The following is a 19,145-nucleotide window of genomic DNA, read 5'->3' as shown; positions in this document are numbered from 1 at the left end:
GTCCATGCCCCAATATTACGCTATTGACAGAATCATTCAACGGATGAATCATTTTAGTTGTGACGTAACTACGTGAAAGAAGCGATCATGACTGACCTATCCCCCCACCACACCTCTCCAACGACACGATCCGGCGGCCCCAACCCGGGCATCCTGGCGGCCGTGAGCCTGGGACTCACGGTCGGCGGCCTGGTCAGCAGCGCGATCCTCACGGGCGGCCAGACCTTCGTCTCGCCGTTCTCTCCTGCCAGCCAGGTCGCGGCCTTCTTTCACGGAAACCCCGATGCGGTGCGGCTCGCCAGCTTTTTCCAGTTCGGTTCAGCAGTACCGCTGGGCATCTTCGCGGCCACCGTTTACGCCCGGCAGCTCCGGCTTGGCGTGCGCGTCCCCGGGCCCGCGATCGGTTTCTTCGGCGGCATCACCGCCTCGGTGTTCCTCATGCTCTCGGCCGCCGTGGGGTGGGTCCTGAGCCGCCCGGAAATCACCACCGATGTGCCGCTGACCCATGCGCTGTCGTTTCTCGCGTTCATCACCGGCGGCGTCGCCTTCGTCGTTGGCCTGGGGCTCCTCGTGGCCGGAATCGCCGTCCCGGCGCTCATCCTGCGCTTCGTGCCGCGCTGGCTGGCCTGGGCCGGCCTCGTCATCGCCGCCTTGGCCGAGCTGAGCTTCCTGTCCATGGTGATCGAGCCGCTCCAGTTCCTGTTGCCCATCGGGCGGTTCGGCGGACTCCTCTGGCTTGTCGCGGCCGGATTCCTGTTGCCACGGAGCCGGGCAGCGGCGAACCGACAGGAAACCTGAGCATCCGCCTGAAGTGCGGCCGGCAGTAACCGCAAGAAAGCCCGGCTTGTTCCTTCTGTATTTCAAAAGAGCGTTACGCCCGTAAGTTCGGCGAGTTTGCTGGTGAGCCTGTCCTGAAAGGCCGTGTCGTTGACCTCCGGGGCCGGTTTACGCGGCCGGCGGTGGTGCCAGTAGCTGCCGGACACCAGGGCTGCGGGGTCATTGCTGACGGCGAGCCAACTCTGGGTGTCGTGACCCATGGCCAGGTCGTCAGGGGCGCCGGCTCCGCCCATCTTGGTGGCTACCCAGCCGGGGTCAACGGAGTTGCTGAACACATCGGGCCAGTGCCGGGCGACGGAGGCGGCGAGCGCAGAAACATGGAGCTTGCTCTCGGAGTAGGCCGCGCTGGCATTCCAGCGCCGCTCGGTCCAATCGATGTCATGGAGATTGCCGCTGGCCCCATGGTGCATGCCGCTGCTGATGTAGACCAGGCGGCCGGGCCGTTCGATCAGTGCCGTGAGCAGGTAGGGGGCGAGAACATTGACCGCCAGAGTGCGGGAGTGTCCCTCCGGCGTCGCGACGCGCCCCGGCGCGAGGTAGACACCGGCGTTATGGACCACGGTGTCCATTCGCCCCAGGGTGTTGACCTGTTCGGCGAGGTCCCGCGTTTCGACGGCGCTGCTGAGGTCACCAACGACGACGCCGGCCGCTTGCGGGGCGAGGTCATCGAGGGCGGCGGCGCGTGCCCTGGTACGGGCGTGCAGCAGGACCTCGTGGCCTTGATTCAACAGCGTCCGGGCGGTGGCGAGCCCGAGTCCGTCGGTCGATCCGGTGATGAAAATGCGAGCCATGGGGATGGTCCCCTTCGTGGTTCCGGGTACGTCCCGACCACCTTAAGCCCTTGACTCCAGAAACGGATCACCGCGTGGCCACGCGGGCAGGCGGACTTCTGAATCGTTGCGTTTAGGTTCCGTCCCCTGACAAGCCGCCGAGCCCGGCCCGATCCGCGCGACCATAGTGCACTCGCTCAGCGGGACGATGATGCAGGAGGGGTTGGCGGGCGCCTGGACGGGACCCGGGCGCCCGCCCAGCGCCTGGCCGTGAGGGCTGCGCGGGCGTTTCGACTTCCGCCGCTTCCCCCTGGACGAGTGTCAGATCGGGTCGGTGGCCCCGGGCAGGTTCCTCGCGCAGGGCGATGAGGTGCGCCGCCAGCGCCACTTCCGGTCGGCCCGGGTTGGCCTGCAGCAAACGACACAGCTGATCCCGGGCACGGGCCCGTCCCGGCAAGGAATCGGACAGCACCGCGGCGATGATCTCGGCGGCCTGCAGGCGTATCCCCCGTACGCTGCTGTCCTCCGGTTCACGTTCCCACGGGTCCGCGGGCGGGTACCCGTGTGAGGGTTCCGGACGGGACGACAACTTAATGGACATTGGCTAATCCTTTGTTCCCGTTCCGGCAGAGCCCGGAACCGGCCACGATCCCTAGAGCCCTTGATACAACCCTGGAGCAAACGGGGCGGAAAGACCGTGAAGCCACATTACAATGGGAAAGACCGGTCTGTCTTGGATGATGCGCGAATCCTGCCCGAACATTGCCCACATGGCCGCTTCCTAATCGCGGCTCCCGATAATATCCTGCAGCCATGTGACTGCGGCGGTCCTGGAGGTAAAAAACTCGTGCGGGTATTTGGTCTCCCGGCTCGTGGCGGACGCGATGACCCTGTCAACTGCGCTGGATCCGAGGACCGCGATGGCCACCACGCCGGTACTTTGTGCGAACTGGTATCGGGCCGCCGCGCTGAACTCCACGTCGGTCATCTCAGAGAGCATCGGCATTGGCGTCCCGCCCTGCCCGCTAACGCCGCAGGGCGTCGATTCTGCCCGCGGCAGCGGAACAACCGCGGCGTGCTGTACGTTGCACTGAGGTTAGTCAACACTCGAGAAATGAGAACAGCCACGTGGCAACCGACTACGACGAAGTCCGCTCGGACGTCAAGGAAACCCAGGAAAACTCCCTGGAGGCGCTGCAGTCCGCTAACGCCCCGGACGCCCGCAGCGTCGTCCAGGAGCTCGACGAGGCCGACGGGCTGGACGGGGCAGGAGTCCCGGGCGGCGAGTTCATCGCCGAAGAGCTGATTGTTCAGGTCATTCCGCAGGCCAACGACGAGTTCACCTGCCATTCCTGCTTCCTGGTCCGGCACCGCTCCCAGATCGCCCGGCAGACGGGCGCCCAGGTCTACTGCACCGACTGCGAAGGCTGAACCTGGGAGGCCTCCACAGCGCGTAGTGATCTCAATCGAATCGAGGGGCCGGGTTGCTGCGCGCCGCCCTCGGACTGCTCCGCAACCTGCTGTTCACCGGCCCGCACCCGGGGTTCATTACCGGGAAGTAGCGTCGGGAGTCCTTGTTGAGATCCAACCTTTGAGAGGCTCCCCAATGAGCGCGACTCGCACCCGAGGCATCCTCACGGCCGCCGCGGCAATCGTCCTGGCCGCGTCCGCAATCAGCGGAACCGCGGCCGCCCAGGCCGCAGGAAAGAGCGCCGATTCCGGCAACCACGGTGAAAAAAATACGGCGCTGGCCGACGCCTTCAATGGCGTTGACCGGAACACGAAGTGGCAGCAGACGTCAAGCCTGAAGCTGAACTTCCCGACGTACCACACCGAGGGAATCGCCTACAGCCAGGACCACATCTTCCTCTCGGCCGTTCAGATCATCGAGCCGACCGTGAAGTTCCCGAGCCCGCAGAACGGGTTCGACCGCACCCCCGGTAAGGGCGTCGGCCACCTGTTCGTCATGGACAAAGCCGGCAACCTGCAAAAGGACATCATCCTGGGCGAGGGCGACATGTACCACCCGGGGGGCATCGACTTCGACGGCACCAACGTCTGGGTCCCCGTGGCCCAGTACCGGCCCGACAGCAGCGCCATCATCTACCGGGTCGACGCGAACACCCTCGAGGTGCACAAGCAGTTCGAGGTGAAGGACCACTTCGGCGGCATCGTGATGGACAAGCAGACCGGCCATCTGGTGGGCAACACCTGGGGCTCGCGCCGCTTCGCCGAATGGTACCTGCAGGGCAAGCAGCTCTCGACCTGGGAGAACCCGAACTACTTCATCGACTACCAGGACTGCCAGTACGTGCCCAACTCCAGGATGCTCTGCGCCGGAATCACCAACCTCCCGCAGACCCCGGCGGCCGGCGGCACCGGTGCCACCTACGAACTCGGCGGCATGGCGATGATCGACCTCAAGTCCAGCAACGTAATCCGCGACGTCCCGTTCCAGCAGTGGTCCACCGCAGGCCACGTGGCAACACGCAACCCGTTCAAAATGACGGCCGACGGCGGGCACCTCACCATGAAGGTGGCCCCCGACAACGGCGAAGAAGGCAACGGCACCGAAATCCTCACCTACGAAGCCACCGTCACGCCGGCGAAGTAGCGCGGACCGGGCGCGGGCCCGGGAAGCGCAGTCATGCGGACGGAGGAAGGCCACCGGCGGCTATGCCCCGGTGGCCTTCCCGTTCCGCGCCATGACCAGGGCGGCTAGTCGAACCGCTGCCCTTCGGGCCTGGATTCCAGCAGCGTGAACACGAGCAGGATGATCCCGCTGACTAGGGACGGCCGGCGTCGTTCAGCTCTGGAGCAAAGTCCGACGCGGCGGCTTCCTTCACCCTGGACAGCGCCGTTCTGAGCTCCGGCTCCCGCGCCTGCAGCCCAAGGTCGGCAAGATTCTGCAGCCCATAATCCAGCCATGTCTGAGCGAACTGCCTGCTCTTGGCGGACAGATTCCGGCGGCGCGAGAGTCTGAGCGCACGCTTGACGCGTTGTTTGGCCGTGGGCCCCCAGTTGACCCAGACCGCCTCCAGAGCTGCGCTGAGGACGTCAAGGATCAAATCCAGCATGGGTTCTCCGCGGTCGTGGATTGAAGCGCCGGTGGGTGGTCGGGGAAAGTCTGCCATACATCGTCTTCGGAAGCCGCCGGGAAGGCAGGTGTGTGCGGATCGCGCCGTCTGGCCTCACGAATCCCTCCCGCCAGCGGTCAGCAGCCTGACGCACCGGGTGGAGTACCGCTGACGATTGTGTGCGATGAAAAACAGGCTGCTGTGGCCATGGCTGATGGCAGCGTCCTAGCGTTTGATCCAGGAAGGAGGACGGGAGACTACAGTCATCGACTCATCGTCATGTCGGCGCCAGGGGTTCCTGAATGGATGTCTGACCACGGTGCGAACGGTCAGGCGCTGCGCGTTTCCCGGGACAACCCGATGCCCATGACGACCAGTACCGGGACTGACAGCAGGAAATTGAAGAAGAACATGCCGGGGCCGGCTCGGCCCGCAAGGTGCAAGAAGCCCACGAAGAGTGCAAGCCCAGCGAAACTCAGCACCGTGACGGCCACCCCTCTCCCCCGGCTCCGCTGCTTGGCCAGCAGGACAATGCCCGACACGACTGTCCCGCCGGCGGCGACAAGCGACAGGAAGGCTAGGATGCCGAGTCCCAGGGAGGCCCCGACAAGGAATTGGAGAAACAGCCAGGACCCCAGCACGATCGACGTGATGCCAGCCCCAACCCGGTACCAGGAGGACTTCGGAGCATTCGAAGCCCCCGCGTAGGTCCACTGGCCGTCCGGTGAATACCGCGGCTGCGGCGCCTGCTGGTAGGCCGGATACGGCTGCTGGGATGGTTGTAGGTAAGGTTGCTGGCCGTACGGCGGAGCGTAGGCCTGGGGGGCACCGTAGGACGGCGCGTTGCCCGCGAAGGGGGCATGTTGCCCCTGCGGCGGGTAGGGCGGTGTCTGGGGATACGGCGGCACCGGCGGGACGGCCGGGATGTTCTCAGTCAATGTTCCCCCATGAAGTTGTGAGCGGTTCGAAGCCAGATTACAGCTACTGCACTCCCAGAACAGTTGACGCACCGGGGCCGACGCGACGGCAATGCAGGAGGGTCCGGCTACCCCGCCGTCGCCTTCCAGAAGCGCCGGCCATGGTCTGCCCGGTGAGTACGACGCGCCCGCCGTGCACGTGGGCCGCATGGCATAACCGACGAACTGAAAGAATTAACCCATGAGCAATGCCCCCGTCATCACCGCCGAAGGGGTGCTGACTATCTTAGAGAGCATGGCCTCATCCTTCAGCAGCCTCCTATATGTGCCCTTGACCCGATGTCCAGGTGCACGCCTCCGACCTTTGCGATCCCCCGGCCAAGGCATTCTTGTAGCTGACCGCCGGCACCACCCTGCCCGATGACGATGAGGAGGACGAGTTCGATGACCACCCTGCTGACGACGCCATCTAACCCCGCCACCCTGACCACGACAGCCACCACCGGCCGGTTCCGTGAATGGACCGTCAACCTGGCGCCGACCCACAAGGTACGCGACACGGCCAAGGACCGCCCGTTCACCGCCGACCTGGCGATCATCAGAATCAGCGCCACCACCGAAGACGCCCCCTTCACTGTCCTGCGCGTGGACCTGCTCGGTAACGGCAAGAAGAAACGCCTGTCCCGCCATTACCGCAACGATGTGGCCAACCCGAACTTCAGCATCCTGGCCGCACCCGCCTGGGTCCGTGATCTGTTCGTGGACGTTACTGGCGCCCCCGAGCTAGTCAACGCCTACGCGGGCCCGGCCCTGGGCGCCGGCGTCTACGCCGAGCACACCACCCCGGATGTCCGCTTCCCGGCCCCGGCAGAACAGCGGGTGGCCGCATGATCCGCTCGCAACAAACAGGCGCGTGACCGTCCCAATAACGTCCGGCACAAAATGGGTCCCGGATGGCTGGAGCCTCAACGTTCGCCAAGGTTCTGCCAAGCATCGGTGCATCTGATTGAACAGCGCTCTGCTTCCACTCTAGGCTGACGGCAACCGGCGAGCCGGATCCCCGCCCGCACTGCCGGGCCACACATCATTGGAGCACTACGCATGTCGATTGCGAAGAAGCTGGGCGCTGTCGTCCTGACCGCAGCCGTTCTCACTGGAGCTGGTGCCGGTGTCGCCACCGCGGCCCCGACCACGGCCGCCCACTCGGTGTCCGCGAAGGCCACCGAGGCGAAGGCCAAGGCGGAGTTGAAGAAGCAGGCGGCCGCCGCGAAGCTTGCGGCAGTGAAGGCCAAGGTCACCGCCCTGAAGGCTGCCGCCGTCGCGAAGAACGCTGCCGCCGTCGCGGATACCGCGCAGAAGCGCGCCGCCCAGGAAGCCAAGAAGATCACCAAGAAGACCACCCAGGCCCAGAAGCGCGAAGCCGCGGCAGCGAAAGCGGCCGCCGCAAAGGCAGCCGCTCAGGCGAAGGCTGCAGAGGAAGCCGCCGCCGAAGCTGCGGAGGCCGCCGCCGAGGCCGCCGCGGAAGCTGCCGAAAAGGCCGCAGAAGCCACCGCAGAAACCTCTGTGGAGCCGGCGGAGGAGTCCGCCGACTCCTGATCCGAACACCACTGGCAACGCCCCCTTCGGATGCACCGGCCGCCATCAGGTGGCCTTCGGGAAGGGGGTGTTGCCGCGTCCCGCCCTTTCGCCGCATCGCCGCACAGCCTGCCGCCCGCAGACCCTGTCCGTCACGCTCGTGCAGGACTACGATCTTGCCTGTTGACCAAGCACACCGTGACCAGCACAGGCGGGGGCAGACGCAGAGTGAGGAAAACGCTGTGACCGGAGAAACGAGGCTGAGCGGACCGCACTGGCGGCGGGTGCTGGCAGCCCTCGCCAATAACGACGCGCGGACCGCCTACGCGCAAATCGTGCTTGGCGCCCCGGTTCCCGACGTGGCTGGTGATCTGAATGACCGACGGCGGAACCGGGCCATCGCCGCCCTGCTTGAGTGTGGGCTCGTCGAACGGAATGCTGCCAACGAATTGGAGGCGTCTGAGTCGATCTTCCGTGAACTGCTCACGCAGCAACCCCGGCGGCAGGCGCAGACCGGATTGGCTCGCTTCATGCGGCTGGGCAGGATCGAGAGGTATCCAGCCAACATGGCGGAGCGGCGGGAGCTCCTGGCATGGATTGTCAGCGAAGCCATCGGGCCGGGCGAAAAGCTAACTGAAAAGCAGGTCAATGAACGGCTCCTCAGTTACAGCGATGATGTCGTTATGCTGCGCCGCTACATGATCGACTTCGGACTGTTGGAACGGACCCCCTCCGGCTCTTCCTACTCGCGGCACGAGGAACCATAGGCTTGGAACTGGGCGTTCTTGCAGCGTCGCAACCCGTTCGGGCGCCAACTTTGCGGGAAAGGCCTCATGGAAACTGCGCAATCACCACATGACTCCAGGTTCATACGTGCCCGCGCTCCATTCCTGCCCTTGGGGATCAAGAACTCTGGTCCGCCGCGTGCCCCATTCGGTGTTCTCGGGGTCAATCACTGCCGTAGCGCCGGCGGCCAGTGCCTTCCGATGGAATTCGTCGACATCCTCGACGAGAAGGTACAGTCCCTGACCCGTGGATCGGCCGATCAGGGCAGGCCGCTGGTAGTCGGCATCGTTGCTCGCCACCATCAGCACTGCCTCACCCATGCGAACCTCAGCGTGGAGGACCTGGCCGCCATCTCCGTCCTGACGGCGAACAACGTCAAACCCGACCCGCTGCATCCAATCCAATGCGGCGGACGCGTCCGCGTAACTGAGGTAGACGAACAGCCTGGTGTCCATAAAGGCATGGTATTCCCCAGCCCTTCCCTTCGGAACAGCTCAACGTTGCGAGCAACCAGCTCAAGTTCGAGTCGCTGCACGCGCAGAGCAGGAAGAACTTCCCGGACCTGCCAGAAGATTCTTCGGCGTAATCAACCACCGCACAGTTTGGAGAGTTGATGTTGTTCGACCAGAGGATCAGGACAGGATGGCATTTCGGCGCACCGACTGTCGTCAGTGCACGTCCTCCCCCTTCAGGGCTAGGTGCTCCGCTGCGACGGCGTCGACGGTGCGGAGTTCGCCGAGCACATTGACCTGCTCGAACCAGGTGTACCAACCGGAACGCTCGACACCTTGCAGGAAGGCGTTCGCGAGCTCCGCGTTTGGGGCCTGCCACACCGCGAACCAGTCGTAGTCCGCGCTCTGTCCGGCCGATCGGTCGACAGAACCCCAGCCCAGCGTGGTGATTCCCACCTGCGCCATCTCGACCATCGCCGCTTTGATCTCGGCGAAGAGATCCTCTTTCGTTTTGAGCGGCGCCGCGAGGAACTCGGGCTTCGCTGTCCAGGTCTCTACCACGACGTACATAGCTTCCCCTCCGAATCTGTGAAGCAGTTGACGTGCAAGGGTCACGCTAGGGGTGCGCTCCCTGCCCTACAAGAGTCGAATGGTGGGATCGACGCCGCCAGCTGCCACATCGTTTCAGACGCGATCTGCCCACGCCCGCCGTTCCGACATTCCCAAAAGCGATGTCTGCAAGTGCTTCCTTTAGCTTGTCCTTGGCGATGACGGGCCAGGACAAGGCCTGACCGAGTTGCCGGCAGAGCGTGGTCTTCCCGGAGCCAGGAAGTCCATTTATCAATATCAGGGATTTAGCCATAGTCCGTTGTCGGTTCAGGGTCCGAAGTCCGTGCCGCGGGCAGGAGTCGCCGGTCGTAGCGCCGGAGCCGGTGGTGGTTGCAGATCGAAAACGAGCAGCCCGTCCTGGACTGTGCGGCCCTACCGCGGCGGCAGCTTGAGTGCCATAGCGGATCCGCCCCCGCGCCTCACGGGCTCGGCGGCTGCGACCATGCCGCCGTCCGGCAGGAATTCGATGGCGGTCGCGGCGCCGATCTCCGCTGCCGAGGTGAATGCATCCCCCGACGGCGTGAACTGATGGCCAAAGGGTGCCAGCTGGCTGCCGTGCGCGGCGATGAACTCGGGCTCGGCCGTGACCTTGGCCGTGTTGCGCTGCGAGGCACGAGGTGCAGCGATCGCCTCGGAGATGGTCATGCCCAGGTCAACCCGGTTCAGGATCGTCTGCAGGACGGTTGTGATGATGGTAGAACCGCCGGGCGAGCCGAGAGCGAGGAACGGCTTGCCCTCCTTGAGGATGATGGTCGGCGACATGGACGAGCGCGGACGCTTCCCCGGCTCGATCCGGTTCGGGTCGGTCTGGTTGTATACGGTCGAGAAGTCGGTCAGTTCGTTGTTGAGCAGGAAGCCGCGGCCGGGCACCACCATGCCGGACCCGCCGGTCTGCTCGATCGTGAGCGTGTACTCCACCACGTTGCCCCACTTGTCCGCGACCGTCAGATTGGTCGTCGAGATGTTCTCGGTGTCCTTCTCGTCAGCGGGCGCCACAGCGGCAGCCGGGCACGCGCCGTCGTACGAGGACACGTCCCCCGGCGCAACCGGCTTGGCCGCCGCGTGCAGCGGGTCGATCTGGCAGGCGCGCTCCTTGCCGAACAACGGGTCAGTGAGCGCAGCGGTGGGGACACCGACAAACGCGGGGTCACCCACGTACTTGCCACGGTCCGCGAAGGAAAGTGCGGTGGCTTCGAGGTAGTGATGAAGGGCGCCGGGCGTGGACATCCCGGACAGGTTGGACGGCTCCAGGATGTTCAGCGCCTCGCCGACCGTGGTGCCGCCACTGCTGGACGGCGCCATGCCGTAGACGTCCAGGTCGCGGTAGTCCACGTGCGTGGGCGCCTGATCCAGGGCGCGGTATGCGGCGAGATCCGCCGTCGTCAGTTGGCCTGCCGGGACCGGCAGCTGTGTCTTGGAAGTCTTGGGCGGAGACTGCACCGTGGCCGCCATCTCGGCCGCGAGCGGGCCGCCGTAGAAGCCGTCCGTGCCCTTCTTGGCGAGGAGCCGGTAGGTCTCGGCGAGGTCGTGGTTCTGGAAGACACTGCCGACGGCGGGGGCGTCGCCACCCGGGAGGAAGAGGTTGCTGGTCGAGGTGAACGCCTCGAACCGGGGCTTGTTGTCGAGGGTCTGCTGGCGGAACGTCTTGTCGACCACGAACCCACGGGTCGCCACGTTGATGGCAGGCTTGAGGGCATCGCCAAGGCTCAACGTGCCCCACCTGTCGAGGGCACGCTCCCAGGTGGCCGGCGTGCCGGGGACGCCAACGGAGACGCCGCTCGTGACGAGTTCGGGCGTGAAGCGGTAGGGCTGCCCGGTCGCCGGGTCGATGAACGCGTCGTGGGGCATCGCTGACGGTGCCGTCTCGCGGCCGTCGATCGTGCCCACGTCGCCGGTCTTCGCGTCGTAGAACACGAAGTAGCCCCCACCGCCAATCCCGGCGCTGTACGGCTCGGTCACACCGAGGGTTGCGGCTGCGGCGACGGCTGCATCCGCCGCGTTGCCGCCCCTGCGGAGTACCTCGATCGCTGCAGCCGACGCTTCGGGATCAACGGTGCTCACCGCGCCACCGTACCCGGTAGCGGTCGCGGTCTTTCCCGTCTCCCGCGGATCGGCGAACGCTGGGCCGGCGACGACGCCGCCGGTCACGCTCAATGCCAGGGCCGCCGTGACGGCCACCAGCCCACGTGTCATATATGCCATGATCGCTCCCGAGTCCGTGTGATGCGTGTTGACAGTGGTTGTCACGGTACTACGGCGGCCTGTGACACTCAACACCTGCGTCAACGGCACTGGATGCCATCTGGGTAGCCCTCAGGAGAGGTCGGTCGGGTCCTCGTTGACCTCGTCATTGTCGAAGCCTTCGGGTCCAGCGTGTCGTGTGGGATCATTCCCAGCTACTCCCGGTAGGCCTTGTGCTCCTCGTGGCTGGGGTCGTTGACGGCCTGGACATTGTTCGCCCGGCCCCACGTGCCGCCGCTGTCCTCTGCCGGCCGCGGCGCCGCGGCCAGCCTTGGTCGTTGGCCGTTGATGGCAGGCCGTAACAGACATCTCCGGGCGTCAGCCAGTGCCGGCGTCGCGCTGCATTGATCCGCTAATCCGCTAATACCTGGCGCTAACGACCCGGCCGCTGACATTCTAGTCAGCACAGTCGTAGGCTACTTTGGAGACCGGACACTAGTAGCCTGGCCTCGGGCCCCGAAGGAAGGACTGAGTGGACAGTGATGCTGGTACGTGGTTTCTGAGTCGCGCTGAGCGGGGGAATCTGGCCACAGACGTCCACGCGGGCGGTGCCGGATCGCCGTCCTGGTCGGAGGGCAATCTAGTGCGGCCCCTGATTCATGGAGCGACCTACTTCGCCCGACTGCATGAGGAGTTGACGGCTCTGCAGGCGGGAGACCGCGTGTGGTTCACCGACTGGCGTGGCGACGCCGACGAGCGGCTGCTGGCGGACGGACCTTCGATCGGCGACGTGCTCGCGGCGTTGGCCCGCGCGGGAGTGGAAGTGCGGGGCCTTGTCTGGAGATCCCACGGAGAGCGTGTATCGGCCCCAATCAGCGGCCGATCCAATGAGCTCCTAAGTCGTCAGGTCAACGACGCCGGCGGCGAGGTGCTTCTGGATCAGCGTGTACGCCTGTTCGGCTCCCACCACCAAAAGATCTTCGTCATCCGCCATCGCGACGACCCGTCGCGGGACGTCGCGTTCGTTGGCGGGATCGACCTTTCCCACACCCGTCGAGACGATGCCGACCACGCGGGAGATCCGCAAGCGGTGGACATGGATTCCCGGTACGGGAAACGACCCCCCTGGCACGATGCCGCCCTCGAACTGCGTGGCCCCGTGGTGGCAGATGTCCTGGCGGTGTTTGCTGAACGGTGGAACGACCCCCATCCCCTGGACCGGCGCACCCCCTATCGGATGCTGCTGCAACGTCTGGCCCGTATGCCCCGGCACCCCGAACCGCTCCCGCCCACTGCACCGCCGCCGCCACCGGCGGGCCCTCATGCCGTGCAGCTGCTGCGCACCTACGGGGTGAAACGTCCCCCGTTCCCGTTCGCTCCAACTGGGGAACGCAGTATTGCCCGCGCCTATGCGAAGGCCTTCGCCCGCGCCCGGTCGCTGATCTACATCGAGGACCAGTACCTGTGGTCAACAGAGGTCGCGGGCGGAATCGCTGACGCCCTCGAACGGAATCCCAAATTGAGGGTGATTGCCGTTGTGCCCCGTTACCCCGACTCTGATGGGCCTCTCGCAGGACCGACGAGCCGGATCGGGCAACTGCGTGCCCTCAGAATGCTGCACCGCGTCGCGCCCGACAGGGTCGGCGTGTTTGACCTGGAGAACCGCTCTGGAACTCCGATCTACGTCCACGCCAAGATCTGCATCATCGACGACACCTGGTTTACCTGCGGCTCAGACAACTTCAACCGCCGATCCTGGACTACCGACAGCGAGCTCACCTGCGCCGTATTCGACACGACTGCCGACAACCGGGACGCGCCCGCCACGGACAATAGCCACGACACTTCCCGGCCGTTGGCCCACGTGCTCCGGCTCCAACTCTGGGCCGAACACCTGGGCCTAGACCAGAACAATCCCCAGCTCCACGACCCGGCGGCCGGGCTCGAGCTTTGGAACTCCACCGCAGATGCTCTCGACCGCTGGCATGAAACTGGCCGCCGCTCCCCCCGACCCGCCGGACACGTGCGCCGCCACACTCCCCAGCCAGTGTCACCCCGCCAACGTCTCTGGGCAGATCCGTTGAGCCGCCTTGTCATGGACCCGGACGGTCGCCCCCACCGGCTGCGCGGCACTACCCGGTTCTAGGCAAGCAAGTCTGGTGCAAGGGCTGCGCGGACCTCCGACTGCCAAACACGGCCACTCGTGAGTTTCCAGCGTCGTCCGGGCGATGACTGTGGATGGTCTTTCAACCCGGCACCACTGAACCTAGTGCTCCCCCCGCGCACTGAACGGAAACCGGGGCAAAGTCATTGCAATCGATGGGAGCTTCTTCCTGCCCGCGAGAGGCCGATTTCGCGGTTCCGGAGGCTTTGCTTTCCGTGCCGGTGGCGATACCGCCGATAGCCTGGAACAGGCTGGGTCGTGCTCCGACCTTGGCCTCGACGGAATGAAGGTGCAGGGCGAAAATGAAGCGGAGTGCAACTCCTCGATGCTCTGCAGGTTCTCCTCATAGCCCTAGTCTGACGGCTGGTGTTACGCCAAGCTGCCGCGACCCCGACGGCGTCGGACAGTTCCGACACAGCCTCTTCGACAATCTCTATGCTGCGGTGACGGGCCCCCCGAACGGCCTCGGCATAATGAGGGTCGCTGCCTGCCGGATCCGCGGCGGGTGGTTGACGGACCCCGCGGCCCGGTGCAAGGTAATTGGCGGGAACACTTGGCCACAGGAAGCTTTCGTCGGACACTGACTAGTGACAAGACGTCGGCGTAAAGGCAGTGAGCGAAATGTCGGACCAGGACGATCAAGGTGTTGCCATCACAGGTAATCTGAATCAGAAATCCGATCCCGCACAGAAATCGGTACCAGTAACCAAAATGGTCTGGCTGGTTCTAGCCGGAATCGCTGCAGTCGTGATCCCAATCTTTGCCTTCGGCCGGGAGTTGATCGCAGACTGGAATACCACGGAGAGCAGCGTCGGCTCACTAAGCGCCACTGCAGGTAAAAACTTGAATTCTCTTGGCAGCTACGCGGTGCCAGTCGATGCGCCGTTCGACAGCTTTCCAACCCGTCTGGTTCCTTCCCCGGACGGGCGGTATTTCGTTTGCAGCGAAGAACAGCACACGTGGTTGTCACGCTATGGCAGGCTGTTCGTGGACAGTGTCATCGTTGACCTCAGTAACACCGCTCAAGTGGGCGCCCCTATCACGGTGCGAGACTTCACCATGCACGGGAAAACTGCAGCAGCTCAAGTGCCCCTTTTCCCTGTAATCTGTATCACTCCTACAGGTGGGGCCATCGATGCAGACACCGGCACACTTCAAGCTGACGGAACGTCAACAGCCACATTCTCTGACGCCAGAGCAGACTCTCAGGACCGGAATATCGTGCCTAAGTCCCCTGCAGCATACAATCTTCCGCCGGGCGAATCCGCCATCCTTTTTCTGAGGTTGCAGGTACCCCGGGACTTCGAGGGAAGCTTGGCAGCGACCGTGAGTAGCGGTGGCAAGGACAAGACGATCACTATCCCGGTGGACGGAAGTAGCGATCCCATCCTCGTTCCTGATTTCAGCAGGGTGAGCGGCTTTAAGCTACTGGTGGGTCAGGCTTGGGGAGACGAAGAAGCGAAAGCAGGGGTACTCGCCTGCTTTCAAGGAGAGGAGAGCCATCCGTGCTCGAGAGAATTCGTGGTAGAGCGTCTGAAGGACTTCAAACGCTGATTGGCCCACGAGATCCGAGTCCTCGGGAGCCCGCCGGCGCCTTCAATCCAAGGCACATGCCCACGACTTATGGGGCGGAGTTCCGCCGGGATGTTATTGATGTGGCCCGCAAGGGCGAGGCGCCGCTGGCGCAGATTGCGAAGGATTTCGGGCTTTGGGTCACGACGCTGAAGCGCTGGATCGCCATCGCCGAGCGTTAGGATCCGGGGGCCGGCCCGGCAGCGGCGGAGTCGGCCGCCCCCCGAGCAGGGCACTACGGCGGGCGAGAACAGGGGSCAGCGCTTGTGCAGGGACTACGGCATCTGGTCGGTGTTCTCAAGGAAACGGGGTCTGAACCGGAAGCAGGCATCACGGTTCCGAACATAGCCGCCGTAACGGGCGTGACCGAAAGCACACCAGCCTCCTTGGGGTACACGCTTCTTAGAACGCGCGACATCAAAAAGTCTGTTGATCAGTACCTGACTTCCTTACGGGATTGGGGCTGGATCCGGGTGGCATCCGCGCCGTCGGCGTTGATCGCGGCCCGGAGACCTCTCTGGGCCGGTTCGAATTCGAACTAGTAATATCCCGACCGCCGTCCGAGACTGGAGTCGGAAGCGAGGGCAAGAAATGACGAGCCGGTATGACGTGGCCGTGGTGGGTGCGGGCAGTGCAGGCTGCGTGTTGGCTTCGCGGCTCAGCGAGGACGCCGACCGCGAGGTGGTGCTGTTCGAAGCGGGGCCGGACTACCCGTCGCCGAGGCTTCCGGCTGACCTCGCGGACGGCATCCATGGCACCAGCACGGCTTCGCACGACTGGGGGCTTCATGGGACGGGTGTCGCCGACGGACCTCCGTTGGACCTTCCACAAGGGCGGGTGACCGGGGGCTCGTCGGCCGTCAACGCCACCTTCGCCCTGCGCGGGCATCCGGCCGATTACGACGGCTGGGCATTGCCGGGATGGACGTTCGCCGACGTGCTGCCGTCTTTCCGACGCCTTGAGCATGACCTGGACTTCGGTTCGTCGCCCTATCACGGGACGGACGGGCCGGTACCGATCCGCCGCTATCGGGGGGACGAACGGTCCGAGCTCACGCTCGCCATGGAGGACGCCATCGCGGACGTGGGGATCCCGCGAATTCCAGACCACAACGCCCCGGGGGCCGTCGGCCTGTCAGCGATACCAGTCAACTGTGTGCGAGGCCTTCGGGTCAGCACCGCTCGAGCCTATCTGGATCCCATCCGCTCCCGGCCCAACCTGACGATCCGCGCGACCTGTCCGATCGCCGAGGTCGTGTTACGTCGCGGGCGTGCAATAGGTGTCCGGTCCTCCGACGGCGAGATCGTCGCGKCCGATGAGGTGATTGTCTGCGCTGGCGCCTACCACTCGCCCGCGCTGCTCATCCGGTCTKGCATCGGCCCCGCCGCGGACGTAGCCGCATTGGGCAGTCCCGTCACGATGGACCTGCCCGGTGTGGGGACGAATCTCGCCGACCACCCCTGGGTGGCAATCGACCTGCCGTGTCTCCAACCGCTGGGAGACCCTCCGCTCTTCCAGGTGATGGCGACAGCCCGGAGCAGCCGGAGATCCGCTTCGGATCCCCCGGATCTCCAGCTCATGGTGTGCGGACCGTACCGGCTCGGGGACGGGTACCGCTGCTTGCTCGCCGCAGCCTTGCTGAAGCCGGCGTCGCGCGGTGAGGTGCGGCTGCTCACACTCGACCCGAACACCGCACCGGCCATCGACCTCGGGTACTTCCGCAATCCGGTGGACATCGACCGATTGGTGGAGGGCCTGCAGCTCGCGGACGCTGCCGTGGCTCACCCTCACCTGACCCAGATCACTCGCGGTTCCCGGCTCGCTCCCCAGCCGGAACTGGTCGCTGACGCCGTCGCCGTTCGCGCCTGGATCAAGGCCACGGCCACGACTTACCACCACCCCGTGGGCACCTGTGCGATGGGAACGGCCCCTCGGGCCGGCGCCGTGGTCGACACCTCGGGACGGGTGTACGGAGTGCCGGGCCTCTCGGTAGTCGACGCCTCGATCCTCCCTGAACCGCCGTCGGCTAACACCAACATCCCCACGATCATGGTCGCCGAGCACATCGCGACCCGGCGTCGCGGGGTCGGGGCGGGACTCTGAGGCAGCTAGGAGGTATGCCACGTTGGTCGGCATGGTCTCGGCCCGCCGTCGGGAAAGCGACCGAAAGCCGGCCGCCACGGCTTCGACCATTTCTGTTGGACGGAGGACGGATAGTCAATGCCGGGATTGATCCGCGTCGCGTCTCGAAATTGGCGTTCCCCAACGGGGAATTGATGGGATCGCCGGATTCTTTGGTGTGTCCTGCGGCCTCTTCCTATGTTGCGATCGGGTGGGGCCCGACCGCGGTCGCCACCCCAAGCTGCTATTTGGCACGCCTGTTGTCGGCTATTTCGAGTCCGGTGTAGCGGGGCTCTTATCCCTCGCTGCCACAGACCTGACGCGTATCCCGTCGCCAGACCCTGTGCAGTGGGATGATGTTGAGCCCTGCCACGAAGTTAGGCGGCATCTCCCCGTGGCCGCCCGACAGCAGAGGGGCCCTGCACGTTTAGTTTCGACGTTCAGGGCCCCAAACTGACAGCCGAAGGACTCGTCCCGACTGTGAGACCCAAGGGCACTTGGCGAAAAGCGCCAGATGCGGACCACCGTGATTCCGCGGTTTTGGTGGACTACTGCCAATGTCGGCTGACTGACCTAGTTGGCGAAATTGTCCGCGGTGGACATCGCCGGCCCCGGCTTAGGCAATGTAAGTATCACCGGGCATCAAAGCTGTGGCCGGCGCCGCACACCAGGGTGCGGGCACCGCCGCCACCGAAGCGGAGAGCGTCCCGGCACACCGGGCACAAGAGGGGGGAATCGGGGGCGGGAGGCATAGCTTCATCCTAAGCGCGGAACCCCGGCCCGCCTCGCGGGCAGGGGGCCGGGGCAGGTCACGCTGGAGCCTTCCCGCCGACGGCGGCCGGCCGGGGAATGGGACGGCCGTGGCGTCCGCGGCGCAGTCCTTGTTCGGCACGTGGTGATACAGCGACATCGGGTTCGCATCGACCGCGGTCGCGAGTTTGCGCATGGTGAGCGCCTCGACCCCGTCCGCGTCGATAAGCCGCAGGGCGGCGGCGTAGATCCCGGCCTCGGTCAGAGGCACCTCCCTCTTCCTGGTTCCCCGCAGGGAACTCTTCACCTTTTCCACACAGGGACGGTACCAGATTCATACAGTGTATGAAAAGGGGTCTCGGCCGCGCGGCGGGATGACGATCGCCCGCGCGACTCCGGGTTGCGGTCAACCTTCCATACGTTGTACGGTTTAAGTTCCATACAACGTATGTTTACGCGGTGCACCCGGCATCGCGGGCGCCCTTGCCCATACCGCCCCGCACAAAGGAGCAACCCATGACCGTTCAGTCCATGAACGACTCGCCACCCATAACAATGCCTCGAAGGAACCCCATCAAAGCGCTGCTGTGTGACGCCTGCGGCCAACTGCCCCACCCCTCGAAAGCCCGGCTTACCCTGGCCAACGTCACAGCCATACTGCCGATTGAGCTTGTGGTTCATGCCGCTGTAGTGAACGCGGCACTCCCTTATGTTCTGAAGGTACTGGTCCTGACGGCCACCGTACTGGCTATCTGGGTCGCCGAGCCCTCCGTGCGGCGCGCATTGCGGGGCTGGCTGCACGCACCGGCCCTGCGCCACCGGCGCCGGCTAAACAACTCTGCGGCCCTGTGGCGGGTCCGCACTCTGATCGATTACAGCAACGAAGCCCAGGAGAAACTGGCAGAGGCCATCTCCGGCGTCGACGCCGAGATCCTCGTGTGCCGGAATCACACCGTTGCCGGCGGGATGCTGGACGAGCTGGTCGTCTCCACGCCMGATCATGTCACCCACGCGGAACTACTCGCTGCGGCCGCGGGCGGCGGAGGACGGGATGTCCGAGCGTGGCCGGCGACAGCCCTGASCGTGGCGGACGGCCAGACCAAGGCCCTTGCCCTTGCCCTGCGGGTCGTGGAGGACCCAGGCGAACTCCAACTCGCGGTCGCCGAACTGCTCGACGCCAAGCCCGTCGCGGCTCCCACCGGCGACAGCACCTCACCCGCGACCAGCAAACCGGCATGTGATGGCACCGTCCTGAAAATACCATCCCCCCGGCATGGACCCCTCGGCTTCTCCCGCCCCCGGGCGCCCTTCACACCGGCCGAATCCGCCCGGGC

General features: G+C 65.1%; 19 protein-coding genes and 1 pseudogene. 11 read left to right on the top strand and 9 right to left on the bottom strand.

From position 1 onward, the window contains the following. The first annotated feature begins 87 nt into the window (after positions 1-87). The gene (locus tag AC1D2F_RS23110) at positions 88-798 is read left to right on the top strand and encodes a hypothetical protein (protein WP_476967827.1); all 711 of its coding nucleotides are present in this window, start codon (positions 88-90) and stop codon (positions 796-798) included. A 62-nt stretch (positions 799-860) separates the two neighbouring features. On the opposite strand, the gene AC1D2F_RS23105 is transcribed toward AC1D2F_RS23110, so the two are convergent. Together AC1D2F_RS23105 and AC1D2F_RS23100 are read right to left on the bottom strand one after the other, a co-directional pair. Next, a complete protein-coding gene (locus AC1D2F_RS23105) occupies positions 861-1,628 on the bottom strand; it encodes an SDR family NAD(P)-dependent oxidoreductase (RefSeq protein ID WP_476967826.1) in 768 nt (255 codons plus the stop codon). A 760-nt stretch (positions 1,629-2,388) separates the two neighbouring features. Next, a complete protein-coding gene (locus AC1D2F_RS23100) occupies positions 2,389-2,667 on the bottom strand; it encodes a DUF7793 family protein (RefSeq protein ID WP_476967828.1) in 279 nt (92 codons plus the stop codon). Between the two features lie 68 nt (positions 2,668-2,735). Between AC1D2F_RS23100 and AC1D2F_RS23095 the strand changes: the two genes are divergently transcribed. Then, entirely contained in the window at positions 2,736-3,038 is a 303-nt protein-coding gene (locus AC1D2F_RS23095) for a DUF4193 domain-containing protein (RefSeq protein ID WP_476967825.1), read from the top strand. 175 nt (positions 3,039-3,213) lie between these two features. Next, positions 3,214-4,221: a DUF6454 family protein gene (locus tag AC1D2F_RS23090; protein WP_476967824.1), complete on the top strand. Its 1,008-nt coding sequence runs from the start codon at positions 3,214-3,216 to the stop codon at positions 4,219-4,221. A 172-nt stretch (positions 4,222-4,393) separates the two neighbouring features. Here the strand turns inward: AC1D2F_RS23090 and AC1D2F_RS23085 are convergent, their stop codons facing one another. Next, positions 4,394-4,684, bottom strand: coding sequence for a hypothetical protein (locus tag AC1D2F_RS23085; protein ID WP_476967823.1), 291 nt, complete (start codon positions 4,682-4,684; stop codon positions 4,394-4,396). A gap of 329 nt (positions 4,685-5,013) precedes the next feature. Then, the gene (locus AC1D2F_RS23080; RefSeq protein WP_229994875.1) at positions 5,014-5,622 is read right to left on the bottom strand and encodes a hypothetical protein; all 609 of its coding nucleotides are present in this window, start codon (positions 5,620-5,622) and stop codon (positions 5,014-5,016) included. Between the two features lie 423 nt (positions 5,623-6,045). Between AC1D2F_RS23080 and AC1D2F_RS23075 the strand changes: the two genes are divergently transcribed. From AC1D2F_RS23075 to AC1D2F_RS23065, 3 genes are all read left to right on the top strand, one after another. Further along, positions 6,046-6,492: a hypothetical protein gene (locus tag AC1D2F_RS23075; protein WP_229994876.1), complete on the top strand. Its 447-nt coding sequence runs from the start codon at positions 6,046-6,048 to the stop codon at positions 6,490-6,492. 210 nt (positions 6,493-6,702) lie between these two features. Further along, positions 6,703-7,197, top strand: a complete 495-nt coding sequence (locus tag AC1D2F_RS23070) for a hypothetical protein (RefSeq protein WP_229994877.1) — start codon at positions 6,703-6,705, stop codon at positions 7,195-7,197. Positions 7,198-7,418: 221 nt separating this feature from the next. Next, positions 7,419-7,943 (top strand): DUF2087 domain-containing protein, encoded by a 525-nt coding sequence (locus tag AC1D2F_RS23065; protein ID WP_229994878.1) that lies wholly within the window; start codon positions 7,419-7,421, stop codon positions 7,941-7,943. 81 nt (positions 7,944-8,024) lie between these two features. Here AC1D2F_RS23065 and AC1D2F_RS23060 read toward each other — a convergent pair whose 3' ends face one another. The 4 genes from AC1D2F_RS23060 to ggt form a co-directional block, all read right to left on the bottom strand. Next, complete coding sequence (locus AC1D2F_RS23060) at positions 8,025-8,417, bottom strand: VOC family protein (protein ID WP_229994879.1); 393 nt, start codon at positions 8,415-8,417, stop codon at positions 8,025-8,027. A gap of 213 nt (positions 8,418-8,630) precedes the next feature. Further along, a complete protein-coding gene (locus AC1D2F_RS23055) occupies positions 8,631-8,984 on the bottom strand; it encodes a DUF6616 family protein (protein WP_229994880.1) in 354 nt (117 codons plus the stop codon). Positions 8,985-9,030: 46 nt separating this feature from the next. After that, complete coding sequence (locus AC1D2F_RS23050; RefSeq protein ID WP_356815788.1) at positions 9,031-9,276, bottom strand: P-loop nucleotide/nucleoside kinase family protein; 246 nt, start codon at positions 9,274-9,276, stop codon at positions 9,031-9,033. Positions 9,277-9,395: 119 nt separating this feature from the next. After that, entirely contained in the window at positions 9,396-11,225 is a 1,830-nt protein-coding gene (gene ggt, locus AC1D2F_RS23045; protein WP_229994881.1) for a gamma-glutamyltransferase, read from the bottom strand. A 673-nt stretch (positions 11,226-11,898) separates the two neighbouring features. On the opposite strand from ggt, the gene AC1D2F_RS23040 reads away from it, so the two are divergent. The 4 genes and pseudogenes from AC1D2F_RS23040 to AC1D2F_RS23025 all read left to right on the top strand — a co-directional run bounded on the left by AC1D2F_RS23040 (position 11,899) and on the right by AC1D2F_RS23025 (position 17,043). Then, entirely contained in the window at positions 11,899-13,350 is a 1,452-nt protein-coding gene (locus AC1D2F_RS23040) for a phospholipase D family protein (protein WP_476967822.1), read from the top strand. 639 nt (positions 13,351-13,989) lie between these two features. Further along, a complete protein-coding gene (locus tag AC1D2F_RS23035; protein WP_229996109.1) occupies positions 13,990-14,922 on the top strand; it encodes a hypothetical protein in 933 nt (310 codons plus the stop codon). Between the two features lie 56 nt (positions 14,923-14,978). Then, positions 14,979-15,264 (top strand): annotated as a pseudogene (locus tag AC1D2F_RS23030) (transposase); the annotation flags it as partial. Positions 15,265-15,531: 267 nt separating this feature from the next. Beyond that, the gene (locus tag AC1D2F_RS23025; RefSeq protein ID WP_476967821.1) at positions 15,532-17,043 is read left to right on the top strand and encodes a GMC family oxidoreductase; all 1,512 of its coding nucleotides are present in this window, start codon (positions 15,532-15,534) and stop codon (positions 17,041-17,043) included. Between the two features lie 634 nt (positions 17,044-17,677). On the opposite strand, the gene AC1D2F_RS23020 is transcribed toward AC1D2F_RS23025, so the two are convergent. Continuing rightward, positions 17,678-18,082 carry a TetR/AcrR family transcriptional regulator gene (locus tag AC1D2F_RS23020; RefSeq protein ID WP_476967820.1) on the bottom strand — a complete coding sequence of 135 codons (405 nt, stop codon included), beginning with the start codon at positions 18,080-18,082 and terminating at the stop codon, positions 17,678-17,680. A gap of 245 nt (positions 18,083-18,327) precedes the next feature. Between AC1D2F_RS23020 and AC1D2F_RS23015 the strand changes: the two genes are divergently transcribed. Beyond that, positions 18,328-19,145: amino acid-binding protein (locus AC1D2F_RS23015; protein ID WP_476967819.1), on the top strand; the 818-nt coding region annotated here is incomplete at its 3' end.

Source organism: Arthrobacter sp. P1_B3 (assembly GCF_056406615.1).
Note: the sequence above shows the minus strand (reverse complement) of the source record. Positions and strands in the feature narration are given on the sequence as shown.